General features: G+C 69.1%; 27 protein-coding genes. 14 read left to right on the top strand and 13 right to left on the bottom strand.

Annotated features, from left to right (window positions below; genetic code table 11):
* Positions 1–161: 161 nt before the first annotated feature.
* The 6 genes from AC5677_RS40250 to AC5677_RS40225 all read right to left on the bottom strand — a co-directional run bounded on the left by AC5677_RS40250 (position 162) and on the right by AC5677_RS40225 (position 5,209).
* The gene (locus AC5677_RS40250) at positions 162–1,610 is read right to left on the bottom strand and encodes a TfuA-like protein (RefSeq protein WP_497192799.1); all 1,449 of its coding nucleotides are present in this window, start codon (positions 1,608–1,610) and stop codon (positions 162–164) included.
* Positions 1,610–2,794 carry a YcaO-like family protein gene (locus AC5677_RS40245; RefSeq protein WP_497192798.1) on the bottom strand — a complete coding sequence of 395 codons (1,185 nt, stop codon included), beginning with the start codon at positions 2,792–2,794 and terminating at the stop codon, positions 1,610–1,612. The genes AC5677_RS40250 and AC5677_RS40245 overlap by 1 nt, the downstream gene beginning before the upstream one ends.
* A 49-nt stretch (positions 2,795–2,843) precedes the next feature.
* Entirely contained in the window at positions 2,844–2,987 is a 144-nt protein-coding gene (locus AC5677_RS40240; RefSeq protein ID WP_497192797.1) for a hypothetical protein, read from the bottom strand.
* Positions 2,988–3,273: 286 nt separating this feature from the next.
* Positions 3,274–3,417, bottom strand: a complete 144-nt coding sequence (locus AC5677_RS40235) for a hypothetical protein (protein ID WP_497192796.1) — start codon at positions 3,415–3,417, stop codon at positions 3,274–3,276.
* 105 nt (positions 3,418–3,522) lie between these two features.
* On the bottom strand, positions 3,523–4,548 hold the full coding sequence (locus AC5677_RS40230) for an L-histidine N(alpha)-methyltransferase (RefSeq protein WP_497192795.1): 1,026 nt from the start codon (positions 4,546–4,548) through the stop codon (positions 3,523–3,525).
* Positions 4,549–4,735: 187 nt separating this feature from the next.
* Entirely contained in the window at positions 4,736–5,209 is a 474-nt protein-coding gene (locus tag AC5677_RS40225) for a YxiG-like protein (RefSeq protein WP_497196933.1), read from the bottom strand.
* Here AC5677_RS40225 and AC5677_RS40220 point away from each other — a divergent pair.
* The 4 genes from AC5677_RS40220 (at position 5,147) to AC5677_RS40205 (ending at position 7,384) form a co-directional block, all read left to right on the top strand.
* Positions 5,147–6,115 carry a hypothetical protein gene (locus tag AC5677_RS40220; RefSeq protein ID WP_497196961.1) on the top strand — a complete coding sequence of 323 codons (969 nt, stop codon included), beginning with the start codon at positions 5,147–5,149 and terminating at the stop codon, positions 6,113–6,115. The genes AC5677_RS40225 and AC5677_RS40220 overlap by 63 nt on opposite strands.
* The gene (locus AC5677_RS40215) at positions 6,105–6,740 is read left to right on the top strand and encodes a Fic family protein (RefSeq protein WP_497192794.1); all 636 of its coding nucleotides are present in this window, start codon (positions 6,105–6,107) and stop codon (positions 6,738–6,740) included. Before AC5677_RS40220 ends, AC5677_RS40215 begins: the two co-directional genes overlap by 11 nt.
* Positions 6,741–6,842: 102 nt before the next feature.
* Positions 6,843–7,046 (top strand): hypothetical protein, encoded by a 204-nt coding sequence (locus AC5677_RS40210; protein ID WP_497192793.1) that lies wholly within the window; start codon positions 6,843–6,845, stop codon positions 7,044–7,046.
* 62 nt (positions 7,047–7,108) lie between these two features.
* On the top strand, positions 7,109–7,384 hold the full coding sequence (locus AC5677_RS40205; RefSeq protein WP_497192792.1) for an SCO0607 family lipoprotein: 276 nt from the start codon (positions 7,109–7,111) through the stop codon (positions 7,382–7,384).
* A gap of 168 nt (positions 7,385–7,552) precedes the next feature.
* Here the strand turns inward: AC5677_RS40205 and AC5677_RS40200 are convergent, their stop codons facing one another.
* Positions 7,553–8,299: an SOS response-associated peptidase gene (locus AC5677_RS40200; RefSeq protein WP_497192791.1), complete on the bottom strand. Its 747-nt coding sequence runs from the start codon at positions 8,297–8,299 to the stop codon at positions 7,553–7,555.
* 284 nt (positions 8,300–8,583) lie between these two features.
* Positions 8,584–9,339 carry a hypothetical protein gene (locus AC5677_RS40195; protein WP_497192790.1) on the bottom strand — a complete coding sequence of 252 codons (756 nt, stop codon included), beginning with the start codon at positions 9,337–9,339 and terminating at the stop codon, positions 8,584–8,586.
* Between the two features lie 360 nt (positions 9,340–9,699).
* Between AC5677_RS40195 and AC5677_RS40190 the strand changes: the two genes are divergently transcribed.
* Positions 9,700–10,569, top strand: a complete 870-nt coding sequence (locus AC5677_RS40190) for an LLM class F420-dependent oxidoreductase (RefSeq protein ID WP_497192789.1) — start codon at positions 9,700–9,702, stop codon at positions 10,567–10,569.
* A gap of 214 nt (positions 10,570–10,783) precedes the next feature.
* Here the strand turns inward: AC5677_RS40190 and AC5677_RS40185 are convergent, their stop codons facing one another.
* Positions 10,784–11,845 (bottom strand): hypothetical protein, encoded by a 1,062-nt coding sequence (locus tag AC5677_RS40185; protein ID WP_497192788.1) that lies wholly within the window; start codon positions 11,843–11,845, stop codon positions 10,784–10,786.
* 366 nt (positions 11,846–12,211) lie between these two features.
* On the opposite strand from AC5677_RS40185, the gene AC5677_RS40180 reads away from it, so the two are divergent.
* Positions 12,212–12,523: a hypothetical protein gene (locus AC5677_RS40180; RefSeq protein WP_497192787.1), complete on the top strand. Its 312-nt coding sequence runs from the start codon at positions 12,212–12,214 to the stop codon at positions 12,521–12,523.
* A gap of 290 nt (positions 12,524–12,813) precedes the next feature.
* Here AC5677_RS40180 and AC5677_RS40175 read toward each other — a convergent pair whose 3' ends face one another.
* Entirely contained in the window at positions 12,814–13,521 is a 708-nt protein-coding gene (locus AC5677_RS40175; protein ID WP_497192786.1) for a nitroreductase, read from the bottom strand.
* 102 nt (positions 13,522–13,623) lie between these two features.
* On the opposite strand from AC5677_RS40175, the gene AC5677_RS40170 reads away from it, so the two are divergent.
* From AC5677_RS40170 to AC5677_RS40155, 4 genes are all read left to right on the top strand, one after another.
* The gene (locus tag AC5677_RS40170) at positions 13,624–14,217 is read left to right on the top strand and encodes a TetR/AcrR family transcriptional regulator (RefSeq protein ID WP_497192785.1); all 594 of its coding nucleotides are present in this window, start codon (positions 13,624–13,626) and stop codon (positions 14,215–14,217) included.
* 272 nt (positions 14,218–14,489) lie between these two features.
* Positions 14,490–15,725 carry an MFS transporter gene (locus AC5677_RS40165; RefSeq protein WP_497192784.1) on the top strand — a complete coding sequence of 412 codons (1,236 nt, stop codon included), beginning with the start codon at positions 14,490–14,492 and terminating at the stop codon, positions 15,723–15,725.
* A gap of 297 nt (positions 15,726–16,022) precedes the next feature.
* A complete protein-coding gene (locus AC5677_RS40160; RefSeq protein ID WP_497192783.1) occupies positions 16,023–16,829 on the top strand; it encodes a MerR family transcriptional regulator in 807 nt (268 codons plus the stop codon).
* Positions 16,826–17,815 (top strand): BtrH N-terminal domain-containing protein, encoded by a 990-nt coding sequence (locus AC5677_RS40155; protein ID WP_497192782.1) that lies wholly within the window; start codon positions 16,826–16,828, stop codon positions 17,813–17,815. The genes AC5677_RS40160 and AC5677_RS40155 overlap by 4 nt, the downstream gene beginning before the upstream one ends.
* 82 nt (positions 17,816–17,897) lie before the next feature.
* On the opposite strand, the gene AC5677_RS40150 is transcribed toward AC5677_RS40155, so the two are convergent.
* Genes AC5677_RS40150 through AC5677_RS40140 form a run of 3 tightly spaced genes read right to left on the bottom strand, consistent with a single transcriptional unit; the run spans position 17,898 to position 20,592 of the window.
* Complete coding sequence (locus AC5677_RS40150) at positions 17,898–18,599, bottom strand: response regulator (protein ID WP_497192781.1); 702 nt, start codon at positions 18,597–18,599, stop codon at positions 17,898–17,900.
* Complete coding sequence (locus tag AC5677_RS40145; RefSeq protein WP_497192780.1) at positions 18,596–19,834, bottom strand: sensor histidine kinase; 1,239 nt, start codon at positions 19,832–19,834, stop codon at positions 18,596–18,598. Before AC5677_RS40145 ends, AC5677_RS40150 begins: the two co-directional genes overlap by 4 nt.
* Before the next feature lie 23 nt (positions 19,835–19,857).
* Positions 19,858–20,592 (bottom strand): hypothetical protein, encoded by a 735-nt coding sequence (locus AC5677_RS40140; RefSeq protein WP_497192779.1) that lies wholly within the window; start codon positions 20,590–20,592, stop codon positions 19,858–19,860.
* A 405-nt stretch (positions 20,593–20,997) separates the two neighbouring features.
* On the opposite strand from AC5677_RS40140, the gene AC5677_RS40135 reads away from it, so the two are divergent.
* From AC5677_RS40135 to AC5677_RS40120, 4 genes are all read left to right on the top strand, one after another.
* The gene (locus tag AC5677_RS40135; protein ID WP_497192778.1) at positions 20,998–21,576 is read left to right on the top strand and encodes a TetR/AcrR family transcriptional regulator; all 579 of its coding nucleotides are present in this window, start codon (positions 20,998–21,000) and stop codon (positions 21,574–21,576) included.
* Positions 21,576–22,430, top strand: coding sequence for an MBL fold metallo-hydrolase (locus AC5677_RS40130; protein ID WP_497192777.1), 855 nt, complete (start codon positions 21,576–21,578; stop codon positions 22,428–22,430). The genes AC5677_RS40135 and AC5677_RS40130 overlap by 1 nt, the downstream gene beginning before the upstream one ends.
* 308 nt (positions 22,431–22,738) lie before the next feature.
* Positions 22,739–23,248: a hypothetical protein gene (locus AC5677_RS40125; RefSeq protein ID WP_497192776.1), complete on the top strand. Its 510-nt coding sequence runs from the start codon at positions 22,739–22,741 to the stop codon at positions 23,246–23,248.
* Positions 23,249–23,644: 396 nt separating this feature from the next.
* Positions 23,645–24,685: a vWA domain-containing protein gene (locus tag AC5677_RS40120; protein ID WP_497192775.1), complete on the top strand. Its 1,041-nt coding sequence runs from the start codon at positions 23,645–23,647 to the stop codon at positions 24,683–24,685.
* Positions 24,686–24,768: the final 83 nt, after the last annotated feature.

Here is a 24,768-nt window from a genome sequence, read left to right as displayed (position 1 = left end):
CGCGGACGTACGCCCCCACGCACGTGGCCGGTACACGGGGCGTGGGGGCTTCTTTTCCGGGTGGGTGTCCTGCGGTGAGGGCGTTTCCTGCCCGGGTGGGCGGAGCGTTGCTCTGGGGCGGCGGTGGCCGGCGGTGGTCGGCGACCGCCCAGGAGTGCGCTTTACCTCTTGTCGGTCGCTGACATCTGTGGCTCCGCAGGGGGCGACGGGATCGCCTTCGAGTCGCCGATCTGCAGGTCCATGAGGTCCGGGTTGTACTTGGACAGGAGGTAGTACGGTCGGGCCGCGGCCATCAGGACGTCCCGCGAGGCTATTCCCCGGTCCATTGCGTGCAGTTCCAGGGATTCGGCTTCGGTGCCCCATCGTTCGCTGATGTGGGTGGACATACGGTCCGCCGACAGGGTGTGGATGTCAAAGGTGGGCCGAGTCTGCTGTGCATGGTTGTTCACCGACTTCGCGGCGTTGACGAGCTTCGCCGCCGCCGAGAAGACCGGCCGTCGGCGTAGCGCGTCCAGCACCAGGCCGTCCGCGGGTGCTCCAGGCGTCAGCTGGAAGCTGCGCACGAGAAAGGTGCCGAGCTGGTCCTTCAGTGGGCGTGCGGCTCGCTCTGCCGGGGTCAGCCACAGGTCGAGGAAGCTCAGGTCTTCGGGCTTGTCCGATCGGGGGTCCGGGATGATGTGGCGATGCCGCGCGTGCTCCAGCGCCCTGTCGAGGGGCGCCTCCGTGTGCTGGGTGTGGCAGTTGGCGGCGCACTCCTGGACCAGGTGGTGAAAGACCAGGTCCCGATAGAAGTCCGGGTAGTCGCGGGCGAAGAGCTGGCACATCCGCAGCACGCTCATCTCGGCGGTCCCGCCGTCCTCGGTGTCAACGCTGCGTGCCAGCAGCTGCCAGCGGCGCAGGTAGACGGTGGGTGCGACGGTGGGCCTGGGCGAGAGGTGTGTGGTGTCGTTCGTGTGCGACGTGTTGAACGTGCGGATTTTGTCGACCAGTTGCAGTGCGTCTTCGCGTTTGAGGTTGACCGGCCGGGTCGTGCACAGCTGCTGTAGCGCTTCGATGGTTGCGGCTGGTGTCCCGGTCTCGCGGGCGAGCTGAACGAGCTCGGGGTAGGACCGCAGGCGGTACGGCCGCCGGGCCAGCGCGGCGATGAGGTGGCCGGCGGTGGGCTCGTCGAGAAGCCCGTCCTGTACGCACAGGCGCAGGGTCGCCCGGATGTTGACGAGTGCTTCGGAGAGGGGTCTGTAGCTTTCGTCTGCCGGCCCGTGCAGGAGGGCCACCTCGTCGTCGGCCGTCAGTCGGCCTTCTCGGTAGTCGCGGTAGATGCGGCCCACGCCGTGCATGCCGAAGGTGTCGAGTTCGGCCGCGCGCAGGGCGCCCATGCTGGCAGCGCCGAGGACTGTCACGCCGCTCTGGAGGAGCGTGAGGATCTCTTTGTGCCGGACGGCGCGGGTCTGGCGGAAGTAGCCGTCGATGATGCCGACGACGTCTCCCCGCTGGGGGGCGAGTGTCAGCAGGTCTCCCGCTGCTACCGGCGGGAGGACGGTGATGTCGTCCGCCGCGAGCAGGGCGGGGGCGTCCGGCAGGCTGGGGCCGACCAAGAGGTACCGGTTCATTACAGGAACGCCGATTCGTGGCTGAGGCCGGGGCAGACCACTCGTACGACGGGGATGCCCAGGTGAGGTCTGGTGTGGTCGGCGACCAGCGGGGCTCGTCCGGTCAAGGAGAGGACACCGGCGACCGTGGTGTGCAGATCGTCCGCGAGAGATGCGTTACGGACGGAGGCGATGTCGTCGTAGGTGAGCGGGCCGGCTTCCGGAAGAGGTGTGGCAGGTACGGATCGGCTTGCGGCGGCGCGGCGGTAGGCGCCTGTGGTGAGGTCGTCCCGGGCTCCGGCGATCTGGGTGGCGCGCGACTGTGCGGCTTCGGTCAGAGCGCGGCACAAGGCGACGTCACGGTCGAGGTGGGCGCCGGCGCCGGCGAAGAGCACCGGAAACTCCTCGCTCCAGATGGTGGCCAGAAAGCAGGCGAGCCCGGTGGGTGAGGGGAGTACGTCGACTCGGACCTCGACGGTGGCCGCGTCCATGAGGTCCAGCAGCTCCCGAGCCGGGCCGTCCACGGTGGTGAGGTTCAGCGCCGGTGAGGTGCCCGTCTTGGCACGGGCCAGACAGTCGCGTTCGATGACCTCGTAGATGCCGTGGAGCGTCGCTTCGACGACGGTGTTGCCGCTGGCCAGCCCGTTGCTGCTCTGGGCGAAAAGGGGCGGCATCCAGGTGTCGCTCACGCGGCCGTCAAGGCGCAGCAGGTCGGTCGGCAGGAAGGTGTCCGTGCCGTCGTCCAGGCGGCGGGCTCTCGTCCATTCGAGCTCCAGGCCTGGCCAGAGGTGGTGGCGGGGTTCCAGGGGCAGTTCCTGGACGCGGTATCCGCAATCGCGTTCCATATCGGCAACGGTCGCGGTCGTCTCGCCGGGATCGATGCGTTCAGCGTGCCAGGACTCGATGGATTCCATGGCAGCGGAGATCCTGGCGAGGTCGTGGGTGAGGCCCTTGCCTTGGCTCACCGACATCGTCCGGGAGTCGGGGCGGACGGCCTGGTGGACCGGGATGCCGATCTCGTCGAGCCAGGTGACATCGGCGAGCCGGGTGACACCGAAGACGGGGAAGAGTGGCTGGATCCGGCGCAGCGTGTGCGCGGGAGTCAGAACGCGGTGGGTGCCGGAGACGCAGGCTTTGTGGGTGTCGTCGAGGGAGGGGACGGGGTGCGCGAGCGCTCCGTCCCCTCCCGACACGTTGTCCGCCATGCCGCTATCAGCGTGGTCGACAGTGGTAGCGCAGCTCAAATCGGGACCGTCACACGCCCTGGATGTCGGCGGGCTCAAGGTCGGTGTCGTCCTTCAGGTGGACGGTCCAAGTGCTGTCCCTGGACGCCGCCTTGAGGGTCTTGAGGTCCTGCTCGTCAAGGATTTCGGCTGCAGTGGGGAACTTGAGAGTCATCTGCCAACCCTTTTGTCGTAGGCCGATTTTCTCGCCGAATGTAGCCGATCTTCGACCTTCTTGTGAAGATCTCGTCCCGTTGAACGCCGGTTGCAGGCTTGGGCGTTCAACGTGCCGGCGTCACGGCGACGAGGAACGCCTGTTTGTCTGGACACGCGGTCCCTGCGGGTGTCATCGAGGGAGGGGACGGGGTACGCGCGCTCGCCGTCCCCTCCTCCCGAAGGGTTGTCCGCCATGGCGCTATCGGCGCGGGCGGCAGTGGTCGGGCAGCTCGAAATCGGGACCGTCAAACGCCCTGGATGTCGGCGGGCTCGAGGTCGGCGTCGTCCTTCAGCTGGACGGACCAACAGGTGTCCCTGCTGGCCGCCTTGAGGGTCTTGAGGTCCTGCTCGTCAAGGATTTCGGCTGCAGTGGGGAAGTTGATAGTCATCCGCCAACCCTCTCTCGTACGAACGGTTTCCGGCCGAATCTAGTCGACTCTTGACCTTCCCGTGCAGATTTCGTCCCGTTGAACGCCGGGTGCGGGCTTGGGCGTTCACTGCACCGGCGTCGCGGCGACGAGGACCACCTGTTTGTCCTGGCCGTGTTCGCACAGCCGCACCTGAAACCCACAGTCGGCCAACTGGTCGGCCACCGCCGCGCTGTCGTGGTAGAGGTAGCGCCAGACGAGCACGGTGTCGCCCGGCTCGAACGACACCGTCCTCTGGTCCTGTCCGACGTCGAAGGTCACGGCGACCGGCTCCAGGAACCGTGCCCGGACGAACACTTCGCTGCGCATGCGGTCGAATCCCGTTTCGGTGACGTACCAGGAACGGTCGATGCCGAGCAGATCCAGTCCCGCCAGTTGCTGCGGTTTGTAAGGGCCGCCAACGCTGACCTGGTCCATGAACGGGGGCCTGTCGACGCCGGTGTCGATGCGCAGCGTCAGCAGCAGCACGTCGTGGTCACTCATGACGCGGCGCACATGGCGCAGGACCTTGGCCGGCTCGGCGAAGTTGTACAGCGTCCCGCCGGCCAGGACGACGAAGCGGACCGGATCGGCACCACCGTGGCCGGGTGCGCCCCCGGCGGCGAGGAACCGGGCGAGATCGGGGCCGGTGAAGTCTCCCCGACGCAGCTCGAAGCTCTCCGTGTGAGCGGGGAATTCGGCACGCAGGTTCTCACGGGCCAGCGCGAGGATCTCCGCGCTGATGTCGAGGGCGCGATAGCCGGCCAGGCGGGTGCGCTCCAGCAGGTGGCGGATCAGGCCACGGACGGGACGCGTCGTTCCCGGCCCGAGATCGATGATCTGCACCGGCGGTGATGACGGGGCGAGGGCGAGGAGCTGCTCGGCGTGACGCGTGAGGAGGGTGTCGAAGTCCCCCAGCATCGGCTGACGGCCGGAGTGGGACGGCGCTTCGCCCTCTCGCCACATTTCGCTCCCGTCGCCGAGGTAGGTCAGCTCGTACGGGAACTCGGCTCGGTGGCTGAGCGAATCGACGATGGCATCCACCTGTGCTGCCGAGTAAAGGCGAGAGAAGTTTCCGCGCGGCGTCACCGCGTGCTGTTGTATACCCGTCATGGCGGCGAGTACATCGTCAGCCACACACATCCGTCCAGTCGCGGGCCACGGTCCTCGGCCCGGGGCAGGCCGGCTGCCGGCGGCTACGGCACCACCCGACCGGCCCTCGCCTCCAGCGCCACCGCCACATCCACATCCACCAAAGCAAGGAACCAAAGCAAGGTGGTCACGAGAGCGGGAGGATCCGCTACTCCGCGGTGAACGGCGTGTACCCGGCAGGGACTTCGCTGACCTGCAGATCTGAGAAGAGCAGGGTGAGACAGTGCGCGTTGGTCTCGATGCGTACCTCATGGAAGTCGACCCCGAGGGCCCTTTTCCAACGGCGAGTCGCTTCCGAGTCGGGGAGAACCTCCGCGCCTGGGTACATGGGGTGGCACTTCACGCCCCAGACGTATCCGTCGAGGTCGGCACTGGTCTCATGATCGATGAGGCGGTCGTCCAAGGACTTGTGCCAGATCTCAGGGGTCACCGATGACTCGCAGCGGGCCTCGACGCAGTACCTGAAGAGATACCGCTCGTAGGCCGGCTCGATGCCGGTACGGGGATCCGCGGTCGCGTAGACGATGATCTCGTAGTCGCGCATGTAGCTGGTGTATCCGTGGTGCACGACGGCGTGATCGAAGCTCTCGTCCAGCATCTGTTGCAGTACAGCGGCATCCATGCCGCCGTTGTATCCCACGTGATCAGACCTCTGCCAACCGGTTACGGGAGCCGGCAGGCCCGTGACGACCGGCACCGGCACCGGTCCAGGGTGCGTGTGGACTCCGCCGTGCGCCGGGCAAGCATGTCGGCGGCGCCGGAAACTCGTACGACAAAGCCGCGAGCCCTTGGCATGATCGACCGGTTGTCCTGCCCACACCGGCTCCGGAGGAACGCCACGACCATCGATTCCGACCTCGTCCCGGCCCGGTTGCCGTGGTCTGCCGTCGACCCCGATCTCATTCCCTTCGTGTGGGACGAAGAGGAGGGCTCCCGGCTCGCCACGGTGATCGCCTCGATGGTGCCACCTGCCGATGCCGGGTGGGACGAGAAGCATCGCTTCTACACCGAGGTCACGGCTCTGTTGGCGGCCCGCTACGGCCGGTGGGCCTGCGGATGGCATTGGGCAGTCGGCGAGGGCGGTGGTGGAGGCGTGGTCGCCAGCTGGTGCTGCGTGTCCCATTCGGTGGGCGAGCCCGCGGCGACGGCTGCCAAGGTGGTCGCCTCGCTGCTGGAGTGGCGCGAGTGGCTGGAGGAGCTGGCCGAGCGGTTCGCGCGGTTGGCGCCGCCCGCCGGAGCGGATGCCGAGGATCGCAGCTGGCACCTGGAACGCGCCGCTGTCCGGCTGGTGACGGTGGTCGTGGACCGCACGGGTGCCGAATGCGGCTGGTACGGGCTCTGCCGCACGGTGCTGACATGGTTCCTGTCGTCCACGGGGATGGGTCCGGAGCATGCGCAAGCGGCGGTGGAGACAGCAATCGGGGGCCGGTTCAAGAGCTGGACCGAGCCGTCGCGGTCCCTGGTCGACACCGTGGGAGAGGATCTTGCCGTAGGCCTGACCGGAGAGCAGCCCTACCGTGACCGCTGACGCCTTGGCTTCCTGGTGCCGAGTCAGGAAGCAGATCGACTGGACTTCCGCAGCCGGTGAGACGCCGGCCCCGGTCACCGCTGCCGCGGACGGCCTCGCCGCCTGGTGCGAAGCAGGGCGCCGTTCCGCGAATCCGGCGCGAGCCGACCGACTCGTCGCAGCGCTGGCTCAATCGCGCACGGATGCTGCCCACAAACGCCCCCTCACCTGCGCACTTCTGGCCGAATGGCAGCAGCTCGTCCTCGGCCTGCCCGAGGTCCCGTTCCGCCAGGGCGATGCCTTCGCCAAGGGCGGCCGGGAACGCTACGCACTGACGCCACGCACCCGGCGGGACTTCGAACGCTGTCTGCGCGACAGCGCCGACCTGGGAGTCCCCCTGGCATCCCGCGCGGCCAGGGCCTACCTCGACGTGGCGTTCTTCCACCCCTTCCCGGACGGCAACGCCCGCCTCGCCATGCTCACCCTCGGCTACCTCCTGGAGCTGGAGGGGGTCCGGCTGGATCAAACCGGCCCCTTGCAGACCACGCGCTACGCGGACGACGCTGCCGGGGCAGCAGACCTGGCGACCCTGGTCGCCGTCCTCATCCGCTCGACCCATCGCCGGGCAACCAGAGCCCGCTGCTGAGAACTCCCCCACCGGGCTGTCCCGATCGGTCCGACCGGGCGGCGAGCACAGCCTCGGCCCGGCCGCGGCCTGAGGCGGTCAGCCGGCCGTACGACGCGGCCTGTGCCGCTGGGCGCGCGCCCCGAGACCGACCTCGATGCGGTGATGCTGTTCGGCATCGAGACGGCCGTCGCCGCCATCCGGTCCGGCGCGATCGACACGCCCTTCCGCGCCGCAGGTGCCGGTCTCAGTACGCGTACTCACGACATGGCGATCGCCGTGGGACACAGTGGGGGCCGGTTGAACAACCAACGGGAGAGACCATGATCCGCAGCATCAGCCGCCCTTGTTCCGCCGGTCGACGCCGGCGAGTCCGCACTGCTGCTGACGTGATCCTCGCCGGCGTTGTCACAGTCGTTGCGCTCACCGGCTGCTCCGACCTGTCCTTCCGGGACGACATCTGCAGCGACGACGAGTACCCCGTCATGACCGTCGGGGCCACAGGCTCGGCCTGCGTCAAGGACGGCGAGAAGGTGCCGGAGGGACACACGCGCTACCCCAAGGGCAAGGTGCCGCAGAAGGTCGACGACAAGTGGGACGTGTACTGGCGCACCCACACCGTCGACGAGAAGGGCAACACCGTGGACGCGCCGGCCGGGCGGTGAATCCGTCCTGGCCCAGGGTGCGACAGGCCCTCGGCGGCCGCAATCGCCGCGAGCCGCTCCTTGACCTCCTCGGGGCGGCGGATATGGGCATCGGACAATGTCATGCTCGTTGCTCGTTCCCATCCTCCGTGCCGCAAGGGCATCCCGCTGGCCAGTGGCTCCCGGGCGTCAGGTGTCGCCGTGGTCCTCGGGGATGTCGTCCAGGAGGTGTGGGCCGTTGTTGCGTACGCTGTTGACCGCGGTGGACACGGCCCGGGTGTCCAGGTGGCCGGCGGCCGGAGCTCCCAGTAGGGCGCGCAGTTCGTCGGTGTCCTGGTGGGCGGGGTCGAGCCAGGCGTCCCAGCCGTCGGGTGCGATGGCGAGCGGCATGCGGGGGTGGACGCGTCCGGCGGCGTCGGTGGCCTCGGTCGTGATGATCGTGCAGGTGGTCCACCAGGCGCCGGGGTCGTCGTCGGCCGCGGCGGGGTCGCGCCAGAACTCGTACAGCCCGGCGAGCGCCATGACCTGGCCGTCTTCCGGGCTGATGAAGTACGGCTGCTTGCGGGCCTTGGCCGTCCCGGTTGCGGCGATGGCCTGCCACTCGTAGAAACCGTTGGCCGGCAGGAGGCAGCGGCGCTTGACGAAGGCCCGGCGGTAGGCCGGCTTCTGCGCGACGGTCTCCACCCTCGCATTGATCATTTTCGCGCCGACATTCAGGCTCTTCGCCCACGACGGCACCAAGCCCCAGCGCAAGGGCCGCAGCTGCCGCGTGACCTCGCCGGTGTCGTGCTCGACGCGCTCCAGCACCGACCACACGTCATCGGTCGGTGCCACGTTCCAGCTCGGCTCCAGAACCCGGTCAGGGTCCCAACGCGTGACATCGAACAGGTCCACAAGATCCTGCGGACGGCGGGTGGAAACGTATCGGCCGCACATACCCCCACCCTGCCACGCCCCGCGCGTCGGCCGGTGCTAGGTCCCGCCTGCCGATGACACGGTCTCGGGCTCGGGCTAGGGCTCGGGCTCAGCGGGATGCGGCCCGCCGGTACCGCTGACGTACTGCGCCAGCGGCTCCAAGCCGCCACCCGACCGCCGCTCCCCCGCGCAGGTCCGGGGACCGACATCAGACATCAGACATCGCTCACTACGAGCCGGCCGGTGGTACGCGATACACAAGAGGGCCCGGACTGAACGCCCCCTGTTCGCAATGCCTTGCCGTTCTACCGGTCGGCCCGACGCCGCAGATCTCGGTGGAGGAACCACGCCGTACCTGCGACGACCGCCCCGCAGACCGTGGGCACGAGCAACCACGGGAGGCCCGTCCACACGGTGGACAGACCCACGACGGCACAGGTGGAACCCGTGGCGATGAGCAGCCACCTGCCGTACGGGCGCCACGTGAAGAGCCCGGGGTCGCGCGGCCTGACCAGATGCATCGCACCGAACATCAGCGCCAACGCCGCCAGCAGTCCCGCGAACGTGCCGATGGCGGCTGTCATCTGGGGTTCGTCGCGCGGCGCGTCGGCGGAATCCTGCCGGCTGTCCCCCTCAGCGACCACCACGACGACGCCGCGCCACACGGTTCCGGTGACCCGGTCCCCCCGCTGAAGCCCGCTCAGCACCGGCTCCGAGTCGCCGAACGGCACGACCATCCTTGGGAAGGGCGTGGGGCCGAGCAGGGTCGCCCGCATGTTCTTGGCGGTGTTCCGGGTGCTCTCGATGGTGAAGGTGGCCTTCCGCAGGCAGTCCTGCGACCTCGGTATCACCGTGCGGGCGGGGCACGCCTCGGCCGCCTTGTACTCCCGGTACAGGGTGCGATCGGTGGGCAGCCAGATGGTGAAGACGAAGGAGCAGATCAGTGCGGCGGCCAGGGACAGAACGATCAGTGCCGCACCTACCAGCCGGTTCCGGCCGGCCCTCGGCGGGAACGGCGGTCCGTCCGCCGCTCGGACGGTTCCGGTTCTCATCGTGGTCATCGCTCCCCTGCCGTTCCCCATCAAAAGGACGCCAGTCTCCTCCTGCTGCGATCAAGTAGGCAAGGAGATCCCCCGGCAGTCGGAGGTCCGTGGCATGCCTCCGTACGGCGGCGAGCAGAACGAGGGGAAGCGGACAAGCGGACAAACGCCGCCGGCGCGTAGCGCAGCCAGGCCCCGGGCGGGTCACCGCCGCTGCGGGCCTTGGGGCCGGGTGGAAGGGGTGGCCCAGGACCGGGGCCTGTTCGGCGCGCGTCCACCGGGCCCGTTGCCGTGCGTGGCGCGCCGCGTCACCCGGGCGCGTCCACGCTTCGCGCTTGGCGGTTGGCGCTTCGCGCTTAGGGTGACGCCCGGAGGTGGCGAATGCGAGTGGGGTTGCACGCGCTCGGTATCGGTGACGGTGCCCGTCCCGAGGTGATCCGTGCGGTGGCCACAGCCGCTGAGACGCACGGTTTCGCGAGGCTCTGGTGCGGCGAGCACGTCGTGCTGGTGGACGCGCCCGCCTCTCGCTACCCGTACTCCGCGGACGGCCGGATCGCCGTGCCCGCGGACGCAGACTGGCTGGACCCGCTGCTTGCCCTGACCTTCGCGGCGGCGGTCACCAGCCGGATCGAGCTCGCCTCCGGCGTACTCCTGCTGCCTGAGCACAATCCGGTCCTGGTCGCCAAACAAGCCGCCACACTCGACGTGCTCTCCGCCGGGCGGTTCAGTCTCGGGGTCGGGGTCGGCTGGTCGGCCGAGGAATTCGCCGCGCTCGGGGTCCCCTTCGCCGGGCGCGGGCGCCGCGCCGATGAGTATCTCGCCGCGATGCGCGCCCTCTGGACCGAGGACCCGGCCTCCTTCACAGGGGAGTTCACCCGCTTCGACGCGATCCGGGTCAATCCCAAGCCGCTGCGCGGCGGGCGGCTCCCGGTATTGGTCGGCGGCAACAGCGACGCCGCCCTGCGCCGTGCGGTCACGCTCGCCGACGGCTGGTACGGCTTCAACGTCCCGGTGGCCGACGTCCCGGCGCGCATCACCGTTCTCGCCGACGAGTGCGCCCGCCACGGTCGCGCCTTCGACGAGCTCACGGTCGCCGTCGCGCCGAGCGACGGCACCCCGGAACACCTCCCCGCACTCGGCGCGGCGGGCGTCACCGAACTCGTCGTCGTCGGCGCACCCCCGCCCGCTCCCGACGCGGCCGCCACCTGGGTCGCGGAACTCGCCCGGACCTGGCTTCGCCCGGAGGCATAGCCAGGGCCGGCCGGGTCTACGCGTACAGCTCGTTCAGCGTCTCGGAGCGGTCGTCGTTACCGACTCAAAGGGGGATGCCGGCAAGGGGGAATGCGGACTCATGGGCGATCGTGAGTGTGTCCGATGGCGTGCCGATGCGTGCCCATGAAGTGCGGTGTCCCGCAAGCGCAGGCCGGGCGTGTTCCTCCGGGCATGTTGCCCCGGGCGCGCGGCTCTACGACAGCAATCGCGACAGGAGATAGAGGACAGCCAGGACTCCCAGCACCGCCAGCCCAATCTGCCAAGTCCTTTGTGGCGAGGGCAGGATGAAGACCTCTGGCTTGGACCGGCCAGGGCAGACGTAGTAGACCCGGTGCCGGTGTTCGGGCACGACCACCCGGGCCAGCGGCAGGTACCGCAGATCGGCCTCTCGTGCGATCTCGCCGTCACGCGGCTTGAGATGAGGCTTCAGGAGAGCTTTGAACTCGTCCTCGAGATCGGCGGGCACGGAGTCGTTCTGGGTGAGGACGGTCTTGCGCCAGTTGCCGTACTCGCGTGCACGCTGGCGCGCCAAATATGGCAGGCCCGACTCGGGCCGCTTGATCTCCTCGGTCCGTGGTCGGCGGCGGATGATGCCTTCGGTCCACGTCACGATGTGTCCGGTGCCCGCACATCGCTCATGGGACTCGGTTCCCGCGCCATCGCAGTCGGGACACTCCCGAGTTCCCTCGCCCCGGCACGTCGGGCAGGTGACGTGTCCGCGGCCTCGGCACGTGGAACATGCCGCCTCGGCTGCCCCGCATTGTTTGCAGGTGACCCGTTCTTCCGCTGCCCGCCGCTGTTCGTCGGGGGCCTTCCGGGTCCGGCGCCCCGTGCCGTCGCAGCGTAAGCAGGCGTCGATGGCGCGGCAGTCACTGCACGTGGTGGTCGGCGGACAGGGCAGGTCCCCTCGTCCCTGGCAGCGCGAGCAGGTCACCTTCCCGTTGCCGCACGGGCATGCCTCCTCTTTCACCGAGCCTCGTTGCACCAGCTTCAGTGTCGTCTCGGCGCCAGGATCCTGCGGCGGGCCAAGGGGGTGGCGCCCGAGCGTGTCGTACTGCGGGCGGTCCGAGAGGTCGATACGGCCCCGGTGGATCCTCTCGTCCTCGGTGCGGCTTTCCATGCAGCGCACGACCGTCCCCTCGAGGAGCGGGTGCCGGGTGATCTCCCCGGAAGTCGGCAGTCCCATCTTCGGAGCCTCGCCGCGCCCGGCGATGTGCTCCCGTACCGCTTGCAGGATGTCCGTCTCGTTCAGCATGGGCCTCCTCCGTTCCGGTCGCGGTCCCGTCTCCGCGCCGTGATGGCACCGTAGCCAAAACACACAGCAGGCAGTGCCGAACCGAGCAACAGGTAAGGCCGGCCGACGTGGCCATGCGCCGGCGGGGGTGTCAGCGGGGTCTCCAGGCGCGGATCGCAAAGGGAATCAGCACAGAGGGTCGCAATGAGGCGCCTCGGCAGGACTGTTGAGCATGCGGGTGTGTTGAGCGTGCGGGTGCCGATGCGGGTGTCCCCAGCGGCGTTCACGGTCGAGGGTCGGAGCCTGGCCGGGCGGTTCGCCGTCGTCGAGTGCGACGTTTCGCCGGGGACCGGACCCGGGACATCTCCCCGAGGGTAGTGTCCTGCGGTGGAGATCTTGGACTTGACCTCTCTGGAACAGCGCCTCCGCCACAGGACCACACTGCCCTGGTACGGCAAGATCTGGGGACACCTGCAGGACACGACCGTTGGCTACGGCTTCCGGCCCACCTGTGCCATGGCCTGGTTCCTGGCGCTGCTGCTCCTCGGTTCGGTCGCGTACGGACTGCACCACCCGCCCCCGGCGGAGCGCGGCAAAGGACCGGGCTTCAACTCCGTCATCTACGCCCTCGACCTCCTCCTGCCCGTCGTCGACTTCGGCCAGGAGAAGGCCTTCACCCCCACCGGCCTCTATCAATAGCTGTCCTATCTCCTCATCGCCGCAGGATGAATCCTCGCCACGACCATCGCCGCAGGAGTCACCCGCAACCTCAACCGCACCTAGGCCCTACGTTTGGATCAGTCGGTCGTTGGTCCGGGTCTGCCGTTAAGTGAGCGCGAATTGAGCCATTGCTCCCGGACCGGACGCCGATGCCGGGTGGTCGCCGGCGGGATCACCGGGAGGTGATCGACGCGATCGCCATCTACTTGGCCGGACCTCGCATGGCGGGAATCTTCCTCTGGTCAGACCGGTGATCCAAACGAAAGTTCCTAGTCGTGGAAGGCCGTGGTCGCCTCGAGCGCGGCGCGCCCAGTCGTCACCCGATTCACTGGCGCGGTCCCATCGGCATAGCCGAAGGAGATGCCCATGAGCAGCTTTCCTCCGGTGACGCCGAGCTCGCCTCGGACGGTGTCGGCGTAGAAGCTGAGCAGTCCCTGCGGGCAACTGTCCACACCGTACGCAGTCATCGCCAGGAGAAGGGTCTGCATGTAGCCGCCGACGTCAGCGGCCAGCCGTGGCCCGCCGTCACCGTTGACGAATAGGAACGCCGCGTGTGGCGCGCCGTAGAAGCGCAAGCTCTGCGCGTCGTAGGCCGCACGTGCCGCATGGTCGTCAGGGTCGATGCCCAGCGCTCCGTACAGCTCGGCTCCGAATGCGGCCCGGCGCACCTGCTGCACCTGCGCGTAGATGTCCTCGGAATACGGGAGGTCCGCCGAGGTGCGCTTCTCGGCGTGGGCTGCCTGCAAGGCATGCGCCAGGCGCTCACGCGTCGCGCCGCTCACCACCTCCACCTGCCAGGGCTGCGCATTGGAGTTGGACGGCGCGGCGCCGGCCAGGGAGAAGATCGCGCGCATCGTGTTCGCCGGCACGGCTTCCGGGCGGAACGCGCGTGTCGCGTGACGGTCGCGTATCAGCTTCTCCGCGCAGCCACTCAGCTCGGTGGGGTCGGCGGGACCGGTGGGGACTGGTCTGGTCATGGAACACTCCTCAGGGGTTGCGTATGTAAACGGAAGCGTTTACTTGGAGGCAACCCTAGCGAGCCGACCCTGCCGAGGTAAACGCCTACGTATACTTGCTTCATGGGTACGACGACTGCCGCACCTCGACGAGGGGGGCGTGGGGGCCGGGAGCGCATCCTGGCTGCCGCCGCCCAGCTGTTCGCGGTCCAGGGGATCAATGCGACCGGCATGGAACAGGTCGCGGAGGAAGCGCCGGTGTCCAAGCGCACGCTCTACTCGCACTTTCGGACCAAGAGCGACCTGGTCATCGCCCACCTGCAGGACCTCGCGTCGTCGGGCGCCACCCTGGAGAGCGTGCTGACCCGCGAGGACATCCCCCCAAGGGAGCGGATCCTCGGACTGTTCGACCAACCCGCGGCGGACGCGGCTCCGGTGCGCGGATGCCCGTTCATCGATGCCGCCGCGGAGTTCCCCGACCCGAAGAGCGCGGTCCATTCCCACGCCCGCGAACAGAAACTGCGGATGACCGAGCTGGTCACCGCCTTGGTGAGGGAGCTGGGCTGCCGGGAGCCCGTCGCACTCGCCGAACAACTGGTCACCCTCGCGGACGGTGCGGCCAGTCGCGCCATGGTGCTGGGCGAAGCGGACTACGGCCGGCACGCGCGAGCAGCAGCCGAGGTCCTCCTCGAACGCGCTCTACCGGGCACGAACTGACGAGGCCGAGGGCCGCGCCGGACAAAGGCCCACCGAGGCATCGCTCGACGGTCTTGCGTTGCCCGTCACCTGCGTGACGGCTTCCTGCTCGATGACAGCCGAGAACGAGCAGATGATCCGAACGAAACGACCTGGCGGTGTCTTGACGCGCGCGTACCTGCTGAGTTTGTCGAACGTATTCCATTGACCGAGGGACGTCCGAGGCAGGAAAGTGTCGCCCCTGATCGGGATCAACGGCATACGGGGGACGGTGAACGGTGGCTGGCTCGGACATGGCCCGTGACCTGCAAGTCAAGGAAACCTCGTCTGATCTGCCGCTGTGGACAGCGGACTTCCGGCTGTTCTTCGCCGCCCGCACGACCTCTCTGCTGGGCGACGCGATGCTCCCCGTCGCGATCACGGCCGCCGTGATCCGGGCGGGATACGGGGCGAGCGGGGTGGGCTATGCGCTGGCCGCGCTCGTAGCCCCGTTCGCCGCGTTGATCATCTTTGGTGGAGTGCTGTCCGACCGCTTCGGCGCCCGACGGCTGATGGTCGTCTCGGACACGACCAGGCTGTGCTTCCAGGCGGTGCTTGCGCTGCTCTTTCTGCTGGGTACGCCGCAGCTGTGGCAGATCCTGGTGCTGCTGGCCCTGGTCGGGGCGGGCAGCGCAATCTTCCAGCCGGGAGTCGCCAGCATCACTCCGCGGATAGCCGAGGACGTGCAGAAGGCGAATGCCACGCTCCGCATCTCGGAGTCCGTCACCGCCGTGATCGGCCCGTCGCTGGCAGGTCTGCTGCTGGTGGTCTCCTCACCGGCAACGGTGGTCGCCCTCGACGCCCTGACCTATGGGATCAGCGGCGCCTGCCTGCTCCTGCTCCGCTCCGTCCCGATGGGCCCGGAGGCGCGGGACGGCGCCTCGTCGTTCCGGGCCGATCTCGTCGAGGGATGGCGGGAGTTCCGGGCCAGGACCTGGCTGTGGAGTGTCATCGTCGTCTTCATGCTCTGGCAGCTGGCGGGCGCCGGCCCCACCATGACCCTCGGCAACAGCACGCTGGTCACCGACTACGGAGCAACGACGTTCGGCCTGGTCATGTCGTCCCTCGGGGCGGGAAGTGTGGTGGGCGGAATCATCGCGATCAGGCTCCGCCCGCGGCATCCGCTCCGGGCCGGCGCCCTCTCCATGATCCTCTGGGCGCTCATGCCGTTGGGGGTCGCTCTCGGCCTTCCCGCGCCGCTCATCGCCGGGTGCTACGGGGTGAGCGGCGTGGGCATGGCGTTCTGGATCGTCATGTTCCACACGAGCGTGCAGACGCACATCCCGCAGAACGTCCTCGGCAGGGTGCACGCGTACGACGCGGCCGGCTCGCTGGTGATGAAGCCGGTCGGGCAGGCGGTTGCGGGGCCGCTCGCGGTCGTCGTGGGGACGGTGCCGCTGCTGTGCGTGTCCGCGTCCATGGCGCTCGTCGCCTGCGCCCTGCTGCTGGCAATCCCGGCCGTACGCGGCCTGAAGCGCGTGGCGCGCTGAGCCGCCCCAGGCCTGGTCACCGTCGCCTGTCGCAGGCCGCTCGGGAAACACGGGCCGTGTCCGCGAGCGGGGTCACGGTTCAGGGTCGGCAGGGCCGGGCGTGCAGGACTCGCAGTGCGGCGCCCGCGATCGGGGCGCTCAACGCCTGGTACGAGGAGGGCGGTTCCGGCGCACGGCGACCGGTACGAGGCGTACGACTCGCGCTCGTTGGTCCGCCAACGGCTGTTCGGAGCGTGCGACCGGTCCGATGGGTGCAGCGTTGGACTCTCCCCCCGTGGGAGAGTCCACCATGATGGGGTGCCAGACGAACTTCTCACCATCGGGCGCTTCGCCCGCCTGTGCCGGCTCAGCGTCAAGCAGCTGAGGCACTACGACGAGCTGGGGCTGTTGGCGCCGGTGCGCGTGGACGCCGGCTCCCGCTATCGCTATTACGCACCCGAACAGGCGCGTGATGCCCTGACCATCGCCATGCTCCGCGAGCTGGATCTTCCCTTGGCCGTGATCACCCAGGCGCTGGCTGCCGGGCCTGAGTCCAGGGCACACCTCCTGCGCGCCGAGCGCGACCGGCTGGCCGAGCGGATCCGCAAGGACCAGGCTCGGCTGGAGATGCTGGAACGGCTGGCGGAGGGCGGGCTGCCCGGTTACGAGGTGACGATCGGCAGCGAGCCGGAGCGTCTGCTGGCAGTGGTGCAAGCGGTCTGCGCCCCCGCGGAGATCGGGCAGAAGGTCGGGGAGTGCGTAGGGCGGCTGCTGCCCGTGCTCGGCCGGGCGGGAATCGCATGGGAGCCGCCGCTCTGGGGCTTGTACCCGCTGGACCTGCAGGAGCGGATGGGGATCGCCGTCGGAGTGCAGACGCCGCAGCGGGCAGGGACGCCCGGTCCGGAGTGGGAGGTGCTGCCCGGCGGACCCGTTGCCGAGACCGTGCACATCGGGCCGTACGCCCAGCTGCCCCTGGCCTACCACGCTCTCTTCGCCGCCATCCATGAGCGCGGGCTACGCCCGCAAGCGCCCGTACGGGAGGCCTATCTCGTCGGGCCGGCAGAGGCACCACAAGAAGAACTGATGACCCGGCTGATCATCCCCGTCCAGGAGAGCACGGCATGACCACGGTGAAAGACGTTGATGCCCGCGGGACGCAGCACTGCGAGACGACAACACTGGGGGTGCTGCTGCGGCACCAGGGACTCGATCTCTCCGAGCCCATGCTCTTCGGCCTCGGCTCCGGGCTGTCCTTCGTCTATTGGGACAGCAAGAGCATGGATTTCCCTTTCCTCGGGGGACGGATCAAGCCCTTCGACCTCACCAGAAACCTGTCCGCCGGACTCGGGCTGCAGCTCCTGGTCCAGGAAACCACCTCGCCGAGAAGGGCTTGGGAAAATGTGGCGGCCCCCCTCGACGCCGGCCGCCCCGTCGGACTGCAACTCGACAGCTACTACCTGGACTACTTCACCTCAAAGGTGCACTTCGGCGGTCATGTCGTCGCCATGTACGGCTACGACGACCACGACGCCTACCTGGTGGACACCCACCCGCAAGGCGGTGGAGTATCCACCAGCCTGACCAGTCTCGCCAAGGCCAGGGCCGCGCGTGGCCCGATGACCGCCAAGCACCGGTCCTTCACTCTCACCGTTCCACGGAACCTGTCGTCCCCGCAGGGCCAGATCGTTCCCGCCATCACCGCCTGCGCCGACGCCTTCCTCAACCCGCCCATCGCCAACCTCGGCCACCGGGGCATCGAAAAGGCCGGGAAACTGGTACGCACTTGGCTCCAGCGAACCGACAACCCGCAGCGGGACCTGCCGCAGGCGGCCCTCTTGATGGAGAAGGCCGGCACCGGCGGCGCCCTGTTCCGTAACCTCTACCGCGACTTCCTCGCCGAATGCGCCCAATTCCTCGACAGCAGTCATCTGCGCACCGGCCACCGGCTGTTCACCGATGCGGCCACCCTATGGACGGAAGTCGCGGCGCTGATCCGCAAAGCCGGTGAATCAGGCGATGGGCAGTGCCTGGCAGAGGCAGGCGCCATCCTCTGCCAACTTTCCCGGATGGAACGCGAGGCCATGGAGGTGCTGAAGCGCCTGGGGCAGTAAAGCCCCCAAGCCAGCCGTTCCGAAAGAAGCGACTCGCTCCATTGATGTCTTCGAGGTGGAATTCCCACGTCGAACGGAACACTCAACCCCCCGGCTGTACGTGGCGCTCGTAAAGTCCGGCCGCTGTCACGAGCCCTGATTCGTAGGCGCTGATGACCAGTTGCGCGCGATCGCGTGCCCGCAGCTTGCTCAGTAGGCGGCCGATGTGGGTCTTGACGGTGCCGTGGCTGAGGTGGAGGTACGCGGCGATGTCGGTGTTGGACAGCCCGCGGGCCACGAGGAGCAGAACCTCTCGCTCGCGGTCGGTGAGGTCGTCCAACGAGGAGCCGGGCGCCGGGAGCCCCTGGGGAAGCCGGGCGAACTCGGCGATCAGGCGCCGGGTCACCGAGGGCGCGAGGAGGGACTCTCCGGCGGCGACCGTGCGGATGCCTGACAGCAGGACGTCGGGAGAGGTGTCCTTGAGGAGGAACCCCGCTGCTCCGGCGCGCAGCGCGCCGTACACGTACTCGTCGAGGTCGAAGGTGGTCAGGATGAGGACGTGCGAATCCGCCGTCTCCGGAGATCCGGATATGTGCCGTGTCGCCTCGATCCCGTCCATGCCGGGCATCCTGATGTCCATGAGCACCACATCCGGGCGCAGGCGCCGCGCGCTCTCGACGGCCTCGGCGCCCGTGCCGGCCTCGCCGACGGCGGTCAGCCCGGGAGCGGTGTCGATGAGGACCCGGAAGCTGCCCCGGAGCAGGGACTGGTCGTCGGCTACGAGTACCCGGATCGGTCCGGTCACGCGATGGTCTCCTTTCGGCCGGGTGCGGTGCCGTGCGTGGGTTCGGCCGGGAGGCTTGCCGACACGGCGAACCCGCCGCCGGGCCGCGGTCCGGCCTCCAGCGTCCCCCCGTACATCATCACCCGCTCCCGCATCCCCACGAGTCCGTGCCCACCCCTGAGGTCCGCCCGGCCGGGCACGACCGCGTCCCCTGTTCCATCGTCCACCACCGCGATGTGCGCTCCCCCACGGGCGTCCGCGGTGATGGTCACCTCGCAGTGCGTTCCGTCGCCCGCGTGCTTGATCACGTTGGTCAGCGCCTCCTGCACGATCCGGTAGACGGTCAGGGCCGTTCCCGCGGGGAGGGCGGCCGTGAGCCGGGTGTGGAGTGCGGTGTGGATGCCCGCCTGCTCGGCGCGCTCGACGAGAGAGGGCAGGTCGTCCAGTCCCGGTGGGGGTGCGGTCTTGGCGGAGCCGGCACCTCGTGTGTGCGGTCCGGCGGTGTCGCCGCGCAGCACCCCCAGGGCGCGCCGCATCTCGGTGAGTGCCTCCCGGCCGGTCCGTTCGATCGCCTGGATGGCGTCACGTGTCTCCTCGGGACGTTCGTCGGCCACGTGGTTGGCGACCGCCGCCTTGACGACGATGACGCTGAGGCTGTGCGAGACGATGTCGTGCAATTCGCGGGCGATGCGCAGGCGTTCCTCGGCCAGCGCCGCCATGGCCAGGCGCCGTTCCCGGCGGGCCGCTCGGGCCCGCCGCTGCCGCACGACACGGCCCGTCGCCCACGCGGCTCCGAGCACCAGCCAGACGAGCGCCGCGGTTCCGGCGGCGTCCGGCCACGGGCCGGACGGGGACAGCACGGCCTCGCCGATGACGACCGCGGCCGCCGACACGGCCAGGGCCAGGGCGAGCACCGCGGCAGCCCGCCGCATCGGGTTCAGGAGCGCCACCGCGTAGAGCGCCAAGGCGGTGGAGACGTAGGGGTCGCGGGTGATGTCGAGAAGCGTGGCCGCTGCCGTGGCAGCCAGTACCACCACGAGAGCGGTCAGGGGCCACCGGCGGCGGACCGCCAGCGGCGCGCCCACGCACACGGCCACCAGCCAGCCCACCCACACCGGGCCGGAAAACCCGGGCAGGCCGTCGAGGGCGCCCTGCCCCGCCAGCACCCCGTACGCAGTCGTCACGACGCCGCCGGCGCAGGCGTCGAGTACCAGCAGATGCGGCCCCGTCCGCGGGCGCCACGGCACTGTGCGCATTGCACGACGATACCGACGCGCAGTCATCCGGCCTGCCCCAGGAGGAACATCGCGGTGCCCACCGTGCCCACCAGCAGCAGCCTGCCGATGGCCGTGGCCGGCCGCGGGGCCGGCCCGGTGCGCAGTGCGGTCACCCCCAGCGGAACGAGCGCCGCGCAGAGCCCCGCAGCAGCAACGACCGACCAGGCGGTCGTCCCCTTCAGCACTCCCAGAGGCATCGCCGCCGCCAGAGCCAGGGCCGCCGCGCGCAGGGGACCGAGGACCCGCGAGCGCCAGGCGCCGATGGCCAGCAGGATCCAGCCGCCCATGATGGCGGCGTTCAGCGCGCTGAAGACATGGAACGCGCCATAGGTCTCGCTCACCGTTCGTGCCGCCGACGCCGCGCCCTGGGCGGTCACCAGCCGGAAGCCCGCATGGTCCACCCCGGCGTGGAATACCCGGGCGAACAGGCCCAGGACGACGAGGACGCCGCCCCACACAGCCAGCTCCCGGAAACGCGCAGCGATGCGGGCGGCGAGGAGCGCGAGACCCGGCCAGAGCAGCACCCACCCCGCGGACACCAGGCTGTACGACGCCGTCATGAGGGCCGGATGATGCCCGTACGCACTCAGTTGGTCGGGAAAGAAGAAGCCGAAGCGCACCCGCAGCAGCACGCCGACGAGCACCAGCAAGGGCCCGACGATGAGGGATGCGCCGCCCACCCAGCGTCCGGGAAAGACGGGCTGCGGCGTGGCGATTGACGAAGAAGTGACGGTCATGGTGCAACGATGCGGCCGGTGCTTGCACCGCGTCGTCGGAGCACGGACCACACTTCCGCGTCGGACCATGGTCATAGCGCCCGCCTCACCGTCTGCCTCTGGTCCGACCCGACAACCGGAAGTCGGCCCGACAACCGGAAGTCGGCCCGACGACCGGACGCCGGCCCGACGACCGGGACGGGAACCTCCTGCCGAGAGGAGGGCAAGCCGTCCCCGCACCGCTCTCGCGGCGGCCGCCTGCGCCGCGACGCTCACCAGGCAAACTCATCGTCAGCCCCAAGGCGGCGGCACTGAGCAGGAATTCCTGGTCGCCCACACTCCTGGATCACCACACTCCCGGCAGTACCGCCGGCCCGCCGCCGAAATCACTAGACCGGTCGTCATAGTTCAGCTAGCCTAACGGGCATGGCTCACCGAACCGATACCCGGCGGCGGATGCTGGAGTCCGCCGCCGAGCTGTTCCACACGCAGGGCTACCACGCCACCGGGCTCAACCAGTTGGTCACCGTCAGCAAGGCCCCGAAGGGCTCGCTGTACTTCCACTTTCCAGGCGGCAAGGAGCAACTGGCGGCCGAGGCGCTGCGGATGTCCGGCAGCCAACTGCACGAGGTGCTGCGGGAGATCACCGCCGAGGCCACCGACGCCGCGAGTGCCATCCGGGCGGTCGTGGAGCTCTTGACCGGTACGCTCGCCGACTCGGAATTCCAGCGCGGCTGCCCGCTGGCGGCCGTCACGCTGGACGCCGCGACGGACAGCGAACAGATCAGGCAGGCCTGCGCGGAGGGTTACGAGTCCTGGCGCGAGCTGCTCGCCAAGTTCCTCACCGAACAGGGGCTGGCCACGGACAGGGCCGAAGCCCTGGCAACCGTCGTGCTCGCCTCGATCGAGGGCGCCCTGCTGCTGGCGAAGGCCGGCCACGACACTGCCCCACTGCGCGCCATCGCCGACCATCTGCACGACACGATCGAGAGGGAACTCGCCTGATGCGCGTCCATCACTTGAATGCCGGCACCCTCCGCCCGCTCGGCGGCCGGCTCGTCGACGGCGAGCCGGGGCTGTTGCGGCGCGCCGAGATGGCCTGCCACTGTCTGCTGCTGGAGACCGAAGCGGGCCTGGTTCTCGTCGATACCGGAATCGGCGCCCAGGCCGCCCACCGGCCCCAAGAGTGGCTCGGCCGGCGGTTCCTCAGCGTGGCCCGCCCGGACATCGACGGCGATCAGTCGGCCGTTCGGCAGATCGCGCGGCTGGGATACGACCCTGCCGATGTGCGGCACATCGTCGTCACGCACCTCGACCTCGACCACGCCGGCGGGCTGGCGGACTTCCCCGAGGCGACCGTGCACGTCTACGCCGAGGAGCTACGCGCGGCCGAGCGACCACGCACCGCACTCGAGCGCGGCCGCTACCGGGCGGCCCAGTTCGCGCACAAGCCGAAGTGGGCACCCCAGACGGGTCTCGGCGAACCGTGGCTCGGCTTCGACGCCGTACGGGAACTCGACGGCCTGCCGCCGGAGATCCTGCTCATTCCGCTGGCCGGCCACACCCTCGGCCACGCGGGCATCGCCGTCGACACCGGCCGCGGCTGGCTGCTGCACGCCGGTGACGCCTACTTCCACCCCGGCGAACTCGACCCGGCCCGGCCGCACTGCCCGCCCGCCCTGGCCCTGTTCGAGTCGATGATGCAGACCGAGAAACGAGCCCGGCTGCACAACCAGCAGCGGCTGCGTGAACTGGCCCGCACCCACGGCGACCAGGTCCAGATCTTCAGCGCACACAACGCCGGCGAATACCATCGCCACGCCGCGGGAAGCCACGACACCCCGCTCCGTTCAGCGTAGGCGGGCGGGGTCGAGCCAAGGTGGACCCCGCCGTCCGTTCTGGATCGCCGCGCTACCGTCCCGTGGTCCTCGACAGCGCGAGTCGGCCGGCGCAAGGGCACTCTTGCACCGCGGAACAGCGCCTTCAGCTCGGTCGCCGACCGCGAGGATGAGCGCGCGAGGGCTCTCGAAGTCCTCACTGAGGAACGTTCCTGTACCCCTGCGGCTGCGCACGGGGCCGTACGCCGGAACCAGGCCGTGGGCAGGGCCGTCAGACTCTGGCGTACGGCGCACAGCCGCGCGCACCGCGAGGCACATCGGGGGACGACATGTACAGCTTCTACGTGTTCGAGGGATCGTTCTGGCAGGGCAGCGGCGGCTGGGAGCACCTTGAGGTGTGCAGCCGCCTGGAAGAGCTCGATGCCTCCGTCGCCTACTACGTGCGTACGGGGTCGTGGGCCGCTGGTGGTGCGTTCGTGATCAGGGTGTACCACCTCGGGGAGCTCCTGGTGGAAAGGGAGCTGGACCCGTTCGTGACGGTGGAGGTCCCCGGGCTGACGGCGATGCGGTCCGCGCGGGACATGTCGGCGAGCGGCGGCGTACCGGAGCCCGGCGGGCAGTACGACGGCATGGACGACGACGCGATCTGGGAGGTGCTGCCCCAGGACATGTACGAGATCGCAGAGGAATCCCCCGAGCGCATCCGCGTGAGCATCGACTGGGACGGGCTCGCGCTGCCGGCGCTCGTCCGTCCCCTGCTGTCGCCCGGGGTCGGCGTCGTGATCGACGGGCACGAGTTGGCTTATGGCCGCCACTCGACACTGGACGGCTGCATCTGACCTGACGGATGTCCGGGCCGCCCCTCCCGTCCCGGCAGCGTGCGTCACAACGTCCAACGAGCCGAGCCCCGGTGGTGGTAGCCGGCGACCACCAGGCGGCCGTTCGATGACGCCTCTGCGGAGTGCGGTTGCACGTGATGCCGCTGGTGAAGCCTCGCTGGCACCGCGGCGGCCTGCGGACCGGTTGCCGTCTGACCTGCAGACACCCCGGTTCTGACCGGCCGGCTCCGGCCCGGGAACAGCCCTCTGATGCCGCGTGTGTGAGAGCACCGGACCCCGAAGATTCCGCACGGAATGTCGGGTCCCGGGCCCGCCTCCGCCCCGGACTTCAAGATCGATTGTCAGTGGTGGGTGAGAGGATCGGTGTACCGATTCGGCAAGCAACGGGGAGCAGTTATGTCCGGAAACCAGAACTACATCAATCACGTTGCTCTTGTACTGGATGCCAGTTCGTCCATGTCGCAACTGAGCCGCAAGGTCGTCGAAGTCGCCGACCAGCAGATTGCCTACCTGGCCCGCCGATCGAAGGAACTCGACCAGGAAACCCGCGTCACGGTGTACGTCTTCGCCAGCCAGGTGGAGTGCGTCATCTACGACAAGGACGTGCTGCGGATGCCGTCCCTGAAGCAGCTGTACCGAGCCGGTGGAATGACGGCCTTGCTGGCGGCCACGCTGAAGTCGCAGCGGGAGCTGGCGCAGACCGCTCAACTCTACGGCGACCACAGCTTCCTGACGTTCGTACTGACCGACGGGCAGGAGAACGCAAGCCACCGCTGCTCGGACGCCTCCTCCAAGGACCCGCGCGAACTGATACAGGCCGTGGCCAAGATGATCGAGACACAGCAGGACAACTGGACGCTGGCCGTCCTCGTGCCGGACCAGATGGGCAAGCGCGAGGCCATGCAGTGTGGTTTCCCGAAGGACAACATCGCCATCTGGGACGCCACGAGCACGCAGGGCCTGGAGGACGCCGGGCAGGTCATCCAGGAGGCAACCGAGAAATTCATGGTGGGCCGCACGCGGGGCATCCGCGGATCACGGACGGTGTTCTCCACGGGTGCCGACGCCGTCAACAAGGACACCATCAAGGCGGCCGGTCTCACCCCGGTGAAATCGTCCGAGTACCAGCTGATCCCCGTGGCTCGCGACGCGACGATCCGCGACTGGGTCACCGAATCCGGGCACACCTACCGCACCGGTTGTGCGTTCTACCAGCTGAGCAAGTCGGAAAAGATCCAGGCGCGGAAGCAGATCGCGGTCCTGGAGAAGAAGTCCGACCAGGTGTACACGGGACCGCAGGCCCGAGCCCTGCTCGGTCTGCCGGACTCGGAGGTCCGCATCAAGCCCGACCACAACGACGACTTCACGATCTTTGTGCAGAGCACCAGCGTGAACCGCAAGCTCGTACCGAACACGCGGCTGCTGCTCATGAACTGACGGCTAAGAGCGTCTCGCGGCGGCCGCCGTTCAGATCGCGGTCGCCGTGGTGCCGCTGACCGGCGCGCACCGGATCGCTGTCC

Source organism: Streptomyces sp. JLSY215 (assembly GCF_059682825.1).
Note: the sequence above shows the minus strand (reverse complement) of the source record. Positions and strands in the feature narration are given on the sequence as shown.